The sequence below is a fragment of the Bradyrhizobium sp. Ai1a-2 genome (assembly GCF_000426245.1).
Taxonomy (GTDB): Bacteria; Pseudomonadota; Alphaproteobacteria; order Rhizobiales; family Xanthobacteraceae; genus Bradyrhizobium.
Genome location: NZ_AUEZ01000014.1, coordinates 80195 through 92473 on the forward strand (window position 1 = coordinate 80195; position 12279 = coordinate 92473).

6 protein-coding genes are annotated in these 12279 nt (G+C 61.2%); 5 read left to right on the top strand and 1 reads right to left on the bottom strand.

Annotated elements, in window-relative coordinates:
* The first annotated feature begins 206 nt into the window (after positions 1 to 206).
* The 3 genes from K288_RS0112455 (at position 207) to K288_RS0112465 (ending at position 8976) form a co-directional block, all read left to right on the top strand.
* A complete protein-coding gene (locus tag K288_RS0112455) occupies positions 207 to 1352 on the top strand; it encodes a glycosyltransferase family 4 protein (protein ID WP_051334511.1) in 1146 nt (381 codons plus the stop codon).
* Between the two features lie 156 nt (positions 1353 to 1508).
* The gene (locus K288_RS45360) at positions 1509 to 3104 is read left to right on the top strand and encodes a hypothetical protein (protein WP_051334501.1); all 1596 of its coding nucleotides are present in this window, start codon (positions 1509 to 1511) and stop codon (positions 3102 to 3104) included.
* Between the two features lie 1042 nt (positions 3105 to 4146).
* A complete protein-coding gene (locus tag K288_RS0112465) occupies positions 4147 to 8976 on the top strand; it encodes an NAD-glutamate dehydrogenase (protein WP_027579850.1) in 4830 nt (1609 codons plus the stop codon).
* Positions 8977 to 9047: 71 nt separating this feature from the next.
* On the opposite strand, the gene K288_RS0112470 is transcribed toward K288_RS0112465, so the two are convergent.
* Entirely contained in the window at positions 9048 to 10688 is a 1641-nt protein-coding gene (locus tag K288_RS0112470; RefSeq protein ID WP_027579851.1) for a Na+/H+ antiporter, read from the bottom strand.
* Between the two features lie 168 nt (positions 10689 to 10856).
* Here K288_RS0112470 and K288_RS0112475 point away from each other — a divergent pair, with 168 nt between their 5' ends.
* Together K288_RS0112475 and K288_RS0112480 are read left to right on the top strand one after the other, a co-directional pair.
* A complete protein-coding gene (locus K288_RS0112475) occupies positions 10857 to 11687 on the top strand; it encodes an rRNA adenine N-6-methyltransferase family protein (protein WP_027579852.1) in 831 nt (276 codons plus the stop codon).
* A gap of 51 nt (positions 11688 to 11738) precedes the next feature.
* Entirely contained in the window at positions 11739 to 12200 is a 462-nt protein-coding gene (locus tag K288_RS0112480; RefSeq protein WP_152535492.1) for a GNAT family N-acetyltransferase, read from the top strand.
* The last annotated feature ends 79 nt before the right edge of the window (positions 12201 to 12279 follow it).

Genomic DNA, 12279 nt, shown 5'->3' on the forward strand with positions numbered 1-12279 from the left:
CGATGCAACGACATCTCCCTTGTAGGCGACGCGTGATCGAACGATATGCGGTGCGCAACATTAACCCCATTGCGCGCTAGCCGGTGTACGATCGAGCATCGCGTGATAGGCACGATGGCGAAAATGGGGGAAGACTCCCCACTCCCTTAACGGGTGAGGAATCCGTGTTCCGTTACCAGCCAAGCACAGAATTGCGCGAGGCACCGATACGACCTTCGGCAGCGTCACGTGATCGATCAAACAGCATAAAGCCAAGGCGACGCGTCGTTCTGGTGCAGACCCAGGCGGAGAACGCCGGTGCGCAGGAGATCACAAGGCTGCTCGGGGCTGGCCTCGCCGCGCGCGGCTATGAGGTCTTCAATCTGTTTTTCTTCCGCAAATCGGATTCCTTCGACGAGCCGCCGAATACGTTTTATTGCGCGCAGGACCGGCCAGGAAATCCGCTGGCGCTGCTGCGGATGCTGTGGACGCTCGGTGGCCATGTCAGAACCATCAGGCCCGATGTCGTCCTCACGTTCCAGCATTTTGGCAATGTGATCGGCGGAGGCGTATCGCGCCTCGTCAGTCGCGCTCCGGTGATTGCCAACCAGGTTTCATCCGCGATGTCGATGAGCTGGCCGGTCCGCGCCGCCGACATCGTCATGGGCAGCGTTGGCTTCTACCAATGCATCACGCTGAACTCGCAGGAGATGGAGCGCGAGTATGCGCGGTATCCCGCGCCCTATCGATCGCGCATGAAGCATGTCCCACACGGTTTCGACAACAAATCGCTCGATCTGCCGAAGGATATTGCGCGCCAACAGTTCAAGCTGCCGCCGGATCGCGCATTACTCGGTTGTGCAGCAAGACTGCACCCTCACAAGCGGCTCGACGCGGCGATACGTCTCCTGGCCGGCGAACCGTCCTGGCATCTTGCGCTGGCCGGGCAAGGCGCCGACGAAACACGGCTGAGGCTGTTGGCAGATGAGTTGAAGGTGTCCGACCGGGTGCATTTTATCGGTGAGATTCCACCGCGACGGATGGCTGACTTTCTCGCCTGCCTCGACGTGTTCGTGTTCCCCACGCAAGCTGAAACCTTCGGCCTGGCCGCCGTTGAAGCCGCGAACGCAGGTGTTCCTTCCGTCGTGAATGATCTCCCCGTTTTGCGCGAGGTATTGTCTTTCGAAGGAAAGCCTACGGCGCTCTTCGTCGATGCTTCGGACGACGCGAAGCTATCGGCCGCCGTTTCCACAATCTTAACGAATAGAACGTTGAGCGACGAGCTGCGGCAAAACGCCAAAGGCCTGAGGTCGCGCTATTCAGTAGACACGATGGTGGAGGAATACGTCCAAATTCTCAGCCAGGCTGTTTGATCGAGCACGCATTGGAGCATGATCCGGAAAAGTGAAAACCGGTTTTCCCTCGCGACAAACGCAAAGCGTTTGTGCGGAGATCATGCTCAAACAAGGAAACGGGATCATGATCCGATTTGGTCCAATCGGATCATGATCTCCGTAGATAGGCCAGACATGATTATCGAATTTCGCTGCGAACGCGAGCATGCACGGCACTGGATGTGCCGCGAGACACTGTCAGTCAACGGCCGGGATGTCCCGGTTCAAATCGCATGGACAGCGACTGCGGAACCTCGGCCTGCCGGCCTGGAAGCGCTGTTCGAACTTGAACGGATGGTATTGCGCAGGGGCCAACGCGGTGGTGCCGACAAACTGAAAATCATCCCGGAACGATCGCAGGCCCAAAGATACGCCGCCGCCGGCGAGCCCGACGTGATCGTCGACTTCACACGCGCCGCACGCGATCCGGACTGCTCCGCCCAGCTATATCTCCGTCCGCTGTTTAATGGAGTACCAGGGGAAAACGCCGCGCTATCAGCCATACTGGCGGGCGACCTGCCGGTTCTCGAAATCGTCAATGAACTCGACGGCAGGGTCCTCGATCGCGGCCATCCTTCCGGAGAAATTGCAGCCGGCTTGAGCGGTGCGCTCGAAACAGTCATGGCGCGAACGCTGACCATGCTTGCGGCGATTCTGTCGGGAGCGCCAAGGATAGTTCCGGAGCTGACTTCATCGGCCGGCGAAAGCACTCCGCAACCGGCAACCACCTATGTTCTGCGCGGCCTGGCGTTGTCGATCGCGAAGGAAATATACCGCCTTTGCTGTTATGCGCCTCATTGGCACATCGGGTGGCGCCATAGCGAAAGCGCCGACGTGTGGAGAACGGGAGATCTATCCGGGCCGGACTGGAAAGTGCTCGGTGATCCCGGAGATCACTTCTACGCCGACCCCTTTCCGGTCAAATGGAAGGGAAGGACATTCGTCTTCTTCGAAGATCTCGATCACAGGGTTGGCAAGGGTATCATTTCCGCCGTCGAGTTCGACCGCACCGGTCCGGTCGAAAACGTCGTCCCCGTGCTGGAAGAGCCATGGCATCTGTCCTATCCATTCCTGATTGAGGACAATGGTGAACTATGGATGATCCCGGAGAGCTCAGAGCATCGGGACGTCGCGGTTTACAAATGCATTCGGTTTCCCGACAAGTGGGAGCGTCACTGCACGCTGCTTTCCGGGCTTGAACTGGCCGACGTGACCATCACGCGGCACAACGGCATGTACTATCTGTTCGGAGCCTGGCGCGACGGTACCGGAGGCTATTCCGACACATTGGCGATCTTTTATGCCGAGCAGCTCTTTGGACCCTGGTTGCCGCATGCGAGCAATCCGGTCCTGATGGATCGCGCAAGTACGCGGCCGGCAGGCAACTTTGTGACCATCAATGGAAGCCTGTGGCGGCCAGTCCAGGATTGCTCCAACGGATATGGCGCAGCGCTCGGTCTTGCCGAAGTTCTTGAACTGTCGCCGACCGCATTCAGACAAGTGGTCCGGCACTCTCTCAATCCAGGGCCTGCCTGGCCGGGCCGGAAGTTGCATACACTGAATCGCTGCGGCCGGCTCGAGGTCATCGACGGATCGCGTCTTCAGCCGAAGACAGCCGCTTTCGTGAACGGACCTGTATCAACCGTTCCCGCATCCTCCGGAAGCGGCGCGGCTCCGCGGAAGCCGGCCGGATCGCGAAACGCCCCCAACAGTGTTCTGGCTGCTGATTAGTTTCGTGCCCGACTCCATTGTGCCGAAGCAAAGAAATAGATTCCAGACGAGATGCCGTCGCATCGACCCGCAATGACGATGTGGTTACTTTGGGTGCGACAAATCAACCCGACGGGCAAATCACCCGAAAGTCTGTCCAGACTTGCAGCGAAAAATATTCCGCTATCGCCGACGGGCAAATCAGCACTATGACTCCGCGCGTCTCACCCGAATGAGGGGCGGCTCGCGATCGTCACGAACGTTGCGGTGAGATGCGGTGGACGCGATGGGTGTGATTGACGAGCACGCGCATCACGGACGGCGAAGTCGTGTGGTCCTGGCGCCCCGACGCTGGCGCTAAGCCTTTCGCGCGAACTTTGTTCGCGCTTGAGGTGACGGTGGCAAGAAAGCCCGGTCACCGGGGAGAGCACGAAGTAAGCCGTAAAACCATCGCGCAGGGAAAGCCGGAATGCTTCGGTTGAACCTGTGGTCCTACCCCCGTGCTTTTTGTTGCACGGGACCCACGGGTGCAACCAGCACCCGGCTTTCCCTGCGCCCTCTGCTCAATGCGAGGGTGGAAGAAAAAACAAAGCTCGGGCGGAGTATGCCGCGAGAATGCAGACTCGTGTCCTCTCCCAACTCCACCGTCATGCCCCGCGAAGGCGGGGCATCCAGTAACCGGCGACTTCTCGGTTCAAGCACTGCTGGAATACTGGATCGTCCGCCTTCGCGGACGATGACAGCGGAGAGCTGGCTGACATTTAACTCAGAACCTCGCCTGTGAACCCATACGGAATTGAAATTCCTGTGTTTTCCAGCTTGCTCACGAACATCGATGGGCCGATTTCGGTTTTGCGCTGCACCGCAATGCCTTTCGGTGCACTGACGACAGCTCACCCCTCGGTCGCGCCAAGGTGATATAACATGGGATATCAGGAGCGACCGAAGCTTCGGGACCGAGAGTTTCGCTTACGCAATCAACTGCGATCAAGACGACAGCGCTCGAAGAGATGCACTCCGAAATCAGGCAGGCGATCGTGACTGCGGTCAGCCGGCGCGGCAAGTGGAGGACATTATGGCGTGGCGAGACGACAAGGCCCGAGCAACCCTGATCCACGAGGCCGGTGGGAGCGTGCAGCCGGGCAAGGCGCCCCGGGAGTTTGCTGAGCTTCTGTTTGGCCACAGCAATATCGAGGACCTCGCCAAGTACGACGCAGCGTCGCTGGCCTTCCTGGCAGAGCAAGCCTGGGAACATGTGCAGCGGCGGACAGCCGGTGGCGCCGACATCCGCGTCATCAATCCGACGATGCCGGATGGACGCGAGATTTCCGTGCTCGAAGTTCTCAACGACAACATGCCGTTCCTGTTCGATTCCACCATGGCGGAGCTCGCCGAGCAGGGCATCGAGGTCACGCTGGTCGCCCACCCGATCATTGCCGTGGAGCGCAGCGAGCAGGGCAAGCTGCTGCATTTCTACGGCGAAACGATTCCGGAGGACGTAAAGGGCGAGCGCGAAAGCCTGATACACTTTCACATCGCCCGCCTGGACGCCGAGGCCGACCGCCAGAAGCTGATTGACGGCCTCGCCAAGACGCTGAGCGACGTGCGAGCCTGCGTCACCGACTGGCGCGCCATGCGCGCCCGCGTGGAACAGGCGATCAAGACCTTCAGCTCCAACCCGCCACCGATGCCGATCGACGAGGTCGCCGAAGCCACCCAGTTCCTGCAATGGCTGTGCGCCGACAATTTCACTTTTCTTGGCCTGCGCGAATACCGCTTCGCGCCAGACGGCGATGCATCGGACGACATCACGACCGGTGAAGGCCTCGGCATCCTGCGCGATCCCGATGTGAAGGTGCTGCGCCGCGGCGCCGAAATGGTGGTGATGACGTCGGAGATCCGCGCGTTCATGCGGGAGCCTACCCTGCTCATCGTCATCAAGGCCAATGTGAGCAGCCGCGTTCATCGCCGCGTCCGGATGGACTATGTGGGCATCAAGCTCTTTAGCCCCGACGGCCGGCTTGAGGGCGAATTGCGCCTCATCGGCCTGTTCACCTCGGCCGCTTATACCCGCTCGGTGCGGCAGATTCCCTATGTCCGCCACAAGGTGGCGCAGGTGCTCGAGCGCGCCGGCTTCGAACCGGACAGCCATTCGGGCAAGGCGCTCCTGCATATTCTTGAGGAATATCCGCGCGACGAGCTCGTCCAGGTCGACGTCGAGACCCTCTACAATTTCGTCATGGAAATCCTGATGCTCAATGAGCGCCCGCGCGTGCGGGCGCTGGCACGAGCCGACAAATTCGACCGTTTCGTCTCCATCCTGGTCTTCATTCCGCGTGAAAAATATGACACCGACGTGCGTACACGCGTCGCAGGCTTCCTGGAAAAGGCCTATAAGGGGCAACTCGCAGCCTCCTACGCAGCTTTCCCTGAGGGGGCGCTTGCCCGCGTCCACTACATCATCGCGCGCTTTGAAGGCGACACGCCTGTCATCGAGCGCGCCACGCTTGAAGCCGGAATCAGCGCCATCGCCGCGACATGGGCTGACAAGCTGAAGGCTGCGCTTGCGACCACCGTTGACGGCATGCGCGCGCGCCTGATCGCCAACCGTTACGCACGAGCCTTTACCGGCGGCTACACCGAGGTCTTCGACACCTCACAGGCGATTGCCGATATCGCCATCATCGAAAAGCTCACTGCCGCTCGTTCCGTGGCGCTGTCGGTTCACCGCATCGACGGCGATGATCCGACGCGCTTCGGCCTCAAGGTCTTTTCGCTCGGCGTCCCCCTGTCGCTCTCCTACCGGGTGCCGGTGATCGAGAATCACGGCCTGCGCGTCGTCAACGAGCGCACCTATGAGATCAGGCCCACCGCTACGCCCGCACCCACGCCGGTTTGGCTGCACGACATGACGATCGAGGCCAGTGACGGCAAGCCGATCGTCATCACCGCAGAATTCGCCCGTCGCCTGGAAGCCTCGATCATGGCGGTGGTGGCCGATCGTGCCGAATCCGATGGATACAATGCGCTTATCTTGCGCACGGGCCTGGGCTGGCGCGAAGTTTCGGCCATCCGCGCTCTCTCCCGCTACCTGCATCAGATCCGCGCGCCGTTCACTCAGGACTACATGTGGGAGAGTCTGCGCAAGAACACCGCGATCACCACCAGCATCGTCGCGCTGTTCCAGGCTCGCTTTGACCCGCGCCTTGCCGCCACCGATGGCGAGCGCTCGGCACGCGAGACGGCCCTCCTTGCCGAGATCGAGGAGCAGCTCAAATCCGTCGCGTCACTGGATGAAGACCGCATTCTGCGCCGATTCACCAATCTGGTGCAGGCCGCCATCCGCACCAATCTATGGCAAATCGGCTTGGACGGGTATCCGCGGCCGGTGATCTCCTTCAAGTTCGACGCGCGCAAGATTGAGGATCTGCCCGCACCTCGGCCGCTCTACGAGATCTTCGTCTATTCGCCGCGCGTCGAAGGTATTCATCTGCGCTTTGGCAAGGTCGCGCGCGGCGGCCTGCGCTGGTCCGACCGGCCGCAGGATTTCCGCACCGAGATCCTCGGCCTGGTCAAGGCGCAGCAGGTCAAGAACGCCGTCATCGTGCCGGTCGGCGCCAAGGGTGGCTTCGTGCCCAAACGTCTGCCACCACCTTCCAATCGCGAGGCCTGGATGGCAGAAGGCACTGAAGCCTACCGCATCTTCGTTCGCTCGCTGCTTGAACTCACCGACAACATCGACGGCGATGCGATCGTGCCGCCCGACGAAACCGTGCGGCACGATGGTGACGACCCCTATCTCGTTGTCGCCGCCGACAAGGGCACCGCGACCTTTTCCGACATCGCCAACGCGATCTCGACGGAGAAGGGACATTGGCTCGGCGATGCTTTCGCCTCCGGCGGCAGCCAGGGCTATGATCACAAGAAAATGGGCATCACCGCGCGCGGCGCGTGGGAAGCAGTGAAGCGTCATTTCCGTGAATTCGGCACTGATATCCAGACCATGCCCTTCACCGCTGTCGGCGTGGGCGACATGTCCGGGGATGTCTTCGGCAATGGCATGCTGCTCTCGCCTGCAACCAGGCTCGTTGCGGCTTTCGATCACCGCGATATTTTCATCGACCCCTCGCCCGATCCGTCCGTCAGCCACGCCGAGCGCCAACGCCTGTTCGACCTGCCGCGGTCGAGTTGGCAGGACTACGACAAGTCGCTGATCTCGCCGGGCGGCGGGGTATTCTCACGGTCGCTCAAGGCAATCCCGCTGTCGCCGGAGGTGCGGGCCTTGCTTGATCTCGACAAGCCGCAGGCCACGCCCTTCGAGGTGATCACGGCGATCCTCAAGGCACGCGTCGATCTTCTCTGGTTTGGCGGCATCGGCACCTATATCCGCGCCTCCGGAGAAAGCGACGATCAGGTCGGCGATCGCGCCAACGATCCGATCCGTGTCACCGGCGCTGATATCCGCGCGCGGGTGATCGGCGAAGGGGCCAATCTCGGCGTCACGCAACGTGGCCGCATCGAGGCCGCGCAGAAAGGCGTCAAGCTCAACACCGATGCCATCGACAATTCCGCCGGGGTCAACACCTCCGACGTCGAGGTCAATATCAAGATTGCGCTGGCGCGCCCCGAACGCGAGGGACGCCTCAGTCCGAACGACCGCAACATGCTGCTTGCCGCGATGACCGACGAGGTCGGCGCGCTGGTGTTGCGCAACAATTATCTGCAGACGCTGGTGCTTTCGCTGGCCGAACGCAGAGGTCTGGCCGAGACCGGCTTCCTCACCCGTCTGATGCAATCGCTCGAGCAGCGCGGCCTCCTTAGCCGCGCGGTGGAATTCCTGCCCGACGATGCGGCTATCGCCGAACGCGCCCGGCGCGGCCAATCCCTCACTCGGCCGGAGCTTGCCGTGCTGCTCGCTTATGCCAAGCTGACGCTTTACGACGATCTGCTGGACAGCAGCGTGCCGGACGATCCATATCTCGCCCGCGAACTGTCCGAGTACTTCCCGCGCGAGGTGCAGGACAAATTCCCGGCTGCTGTGGAGCACCATCGCCTTCGGCGGGAGATTATCGCGACCAATCTCGCCAATGCCGTTGTCAATCGCGGCGGCCCGACGTGTATCGTGCGGCTGATCGACGAGACGGATGCCGACGTGTCGACCATTGTCATGGCCTTCGTGGCGGTGGACGAGTCCTACGGACTGAAGCGGCTGAATGACGCTATCGACGAGTTGGACGCCCGCATCGACGGGCAAGTGCAACTTCGCCTCTACGCAGCGATTCAAGATCTGCTGCTCTCACGTATGCTCTGGTACGTGCGCAATGTTGATTTCAAGCAAGGCCTGGACTCGGTCATCGCACGCTTCGGCCCGAGCATCCGCGAAATCGCCGCCGGACTCGACAAGACCCTGCCGGAGGACGTGCAGGCCGGGCGCAGCAAGCGGCGGCAGGACCTGATCGATGCCGGCGTCCCAGCCGACCTCGCAGGCGACCTCGCTGATCTCGACGCCCTGGTCTCGGCACCGGACATCGTAACCGTCGCGGAGCGCACCAGCCGGACCATCGGCGACGCCGCCACAACCTTCTTCGCCGCCGAGGCCAATTTCCGCCTCGATCGCCTCATCGCAGCCGCACGCAGCGTGACGGCAAACGACAATTACGAACGTCTCGCCATCGATCGCGCCGTCGACCAGATCGCCGCCGCCGAAAGAAGGCTGGCTGCCGACATGCTGGCGACCGGCCAATGCGGCCAGCAGGCCGCAGGCGACTGGCTCGCTGCTCATCCCGAAGCAACGCGAATCCGCCGCTCGGTCGAGGAGATCGCAGCCAGCGGCCTGACGCTCGCCAAGCTGACAGTGGCGGCAAACATGCTGGGAGATATGGTGAAGAGCTGAGTGAGCTCAGAAGATTGCCTCGATTAACCCGAGAATCATCGGCGCTGGCTGCCGCCTCGCTCCGGCATTTCTCAGGCTGTCGGGAAGCGCGATTCCAGGAGATCGACTTCCCTGACCAGCCTGCGGGCGATCTCGTCCGAGAGCTGCCGGCTGCGCGCGATGCGATACAGTTCGGCCCGCTCGGCGCGAAGTCCGACAAGGCGAAGGCGGCGTTCGATGTCGTCGATTTTCCGCGCAAGTTCGCCTTCCTGACCGATCTTGGAACGCCCGTCGATACGCTGCCGATACAGCGCCATGATGCGGACGCCGGCATCGGTATAGAGATCGGCGTCAATTTGCCCTTCACCCATGTCGTGCTGGGCCTGCTCGATCGCGCGGATCGCGGCTTCCGCCGCGGCGATGCGCGCTCGATCTTCTTCGGCCTGATGCGATGGCTCGGGTGGAAGCTCCAGATCCTTGAGCAAGAACGGCAGCGTTATGCTGGCGGCGATCAAGGATACGATGATGACGCCGCCGGCGAGAAAGATCGCGAGATCGCGTGCCGGAAACGGCGAACCATCGTTCAGCGTCAACGGAAGTGTCAGTACGCCTGCAAGCGTGATGGCGCCGCGCACACCGGCAATTGAGGTCGCCGCGATCAGACGCCAGCTTGGAACATATGGCTTCTCGCCCTTCAGATGCGCGCGAAACAGTGTAAATCGCAGTGACGTCCAGACCCAGACGAACCGCAATGCTGCCAAAGCGAGATTGATCGCGACCACATAGACCAGGAGCCAGACTGGCGCATGATGCCCCGTCTCTTGGACCACTCTCGCCGCACCATCGAAGAGCTGCGGGAGCTGTTCGCCAAGCAGGACGAAGATCACGCCGTTCGCGGTGAACTGCACCAGGTCCCAGACGGCACTGCGACGAATGCGGGTCGCGGGCAATGCCCGGCCGCTCTGCTCGACGTAGCTCATGGTGATCCCGGCGGCGACGGCTGCAAGAATGCCGGAACAATGCACATATTCTGCCAGGAGATAGGCGCCGAACGGAATCAACAAACTGATCAGGATCTGCGAACCTGCCTCTTCGCCAATATGGCGCGAGACCCAGTTCTTCGTGACGGTCACGGTCCATGTCACAACGACGCCGATGACGATGCCACCGGTAGCAAGCCAAAGGAACGTTCCGAACGCGGCGAAAGCCGAAAACGAACCGGTCAGAGCTGCAGCAACGGCGAACCGCATGCAGACCAGGCCCGATGCGTCGTTGAGCAACGATTCCCCCTCGAGGATATGCATCAGCCGGCGGGGAATTGGTATGCGCGCCGCAATCGCCGAGACCGCGATCGGATCGGTGGGAGACAAGACTGCGGCGAGCGCGAAAGCTATGGCGAGCGGCATCGCCGGAATGATCCAATTGACGAAATATCCGACACCAACAACCGTGAACACGACGAGGCCGAACGCCAGTTCCAGGATCGTCCCCTTGTCGCGAAACAGGCCCTCCTTGGGGATGCGCCAGCCGTCCAGAAACAGCAGTGGAGGCAGGAACAGCAGGAAGAAAATCTCCGGCTTCAACTGGACGCCGAGGTCGGCCACCGCAGCAATGAGCGCGCCGATGGCGATCTGAACGAGCGGCAGGGGAACAGATATCGGCGACGCGCGGGAAACTCCGCCGCTGACGACCACAGCCAGCAGCAGAATCAAAGCAACGGTAATGGTCTCCACGCCCTCTCTCGCATGCGTAGTGTCCAGGGATTTTGCCGGGCATCATAGCGACGCCACCCGATTCAATCCACCATCGATCTCACGCCTTCCCGTAGGTCTGTACGCGCGTTCCAATTGCAGGTATGACAACGCACGATCTCGGCCCTCAGGTTCTGGATGAACTTCCTGATGAGCGATCGGTCGTCGAAATATCGCGAGTTCTTCGCCAAGTTTGTTGCCGGAAACGCCAGCCCAAGAATCGCTGGCGCATTTGCACTCGTCCTACGCGAACGGTTCGCGGGTGCAGGCCCGTGGTCGATCCGTTGCGGCGACGGTTACATCCGTACGCCCGACGACGATCTCGCCTTCATCTACCAGGACGTCTTGATCGGGCTCGATCTCGATCGTGGCATCAATATCGGAATGCCCAGCGCCCATGCCGCATGGCTGGACACAATGGATCTAAGAGGAGGCGATCGGGTCATCCAGGTGGGGGCTGGAACGGGATACTACACGGCAGTCATTGCCGAGATCGTTGGAGCTTCCGGCACTGTCACCGCCTTCGAGATCGATGAGGATCTGGCTGCGCGTGCGCGACAGAATCTGAAGGACAACAGCCAAGTGTTGGTGCACACTGGGTCCGGAATAGGCCGCGAATTGCCCAAGGCCAACGCCATCTACGTCTGTGCAGCGGCAACCGCTCCGAGCTGGGCGTGGATCGATGCCCTGCTTCCCGGCGGCAGGCTGATGTTTCCGCTGGCACCGGAGTTCGGGCTGGGCGGTATGCTGCGCGTGACGCGGCCCCAGGCTGGTGACCGGTGGCCCGCAACGTTCGTGTCGCGCGCTCGATTCGTCGGCTGTACGGGATTGCAGGGCGATGCACAGGACTGTGAGCGTCTCATCGACGCCTTCGCTGGAGCTTGGGATCGCGTGCGATCATTGCGGTTTGATGATCGAACCGACGACACTTGCTGGTTTGCCGGCGACGGCTGGTGGCTCTCGACGACCGAGCCGACATGACGGTCTCCCTTCAGGGAGCGCGGCTGCTTTCCTCATCCAAGGAGCGGGTGCTTGGCACTGATAATCCGAAGCCCGAAGGTTGATGAACTGCCCTGCCTCTCCGATCTCTGTTTCAGATCCAAGGCCGTGTGGGGCTATGACGCGAAATTTATGGAGGGTTGTCGCCTGGAGTTGTCATTAAGTCCGCAGGAGCTTGAACTGACGCATGTCGCGGTCGCGGAAGATGATGGCAAGCTACTCGGTGTCGTGCAGGTGAAAATCCGTGCTGATGATGCTGAATTACTCAAGCTGTTCGTCGAACCCGAGATGCTCGGCAAAGGGACAGGGAAGGCACTTTTTGCTTGGGCAACCAACGTCTCACGGAAGATGGGCGCGCGACGAATGATTATTGAGGCTGATCCCGATGCTGCGCCGTTCTATCGCGGATTGGGAGCCCGCGACGCCGGAACAGCGCCGTCGGGTTCAATACCAGGCAGGATGCTGCCGAGACTGATCTTCGATATCCCGCGGTGAGGCGTCAATCCGTGAGGGCACCTGCATCGCGAGCTTCACCAAGTCATGGCGCGCCATTCAGATATTCCGATTGCGCTTC

What these genes read in the sequence shown, in the direction of transcription:
- K288_RS0112475 (WP_027579852.1), top strand. Translation starts at nt 10,857, where the DNA reads ATGAGCGATCGGTCGTCGAAATATCGCGAGTTCTTCGCCAAGTTTGTT.
- K288_RS45360 (WP_051334501.1), top strand. Translation starts at nt 1,509, where the DNA reads ATGATTATCGAATTTCGCTGCGAACGCGAGCATGCACGGCACTGGATG.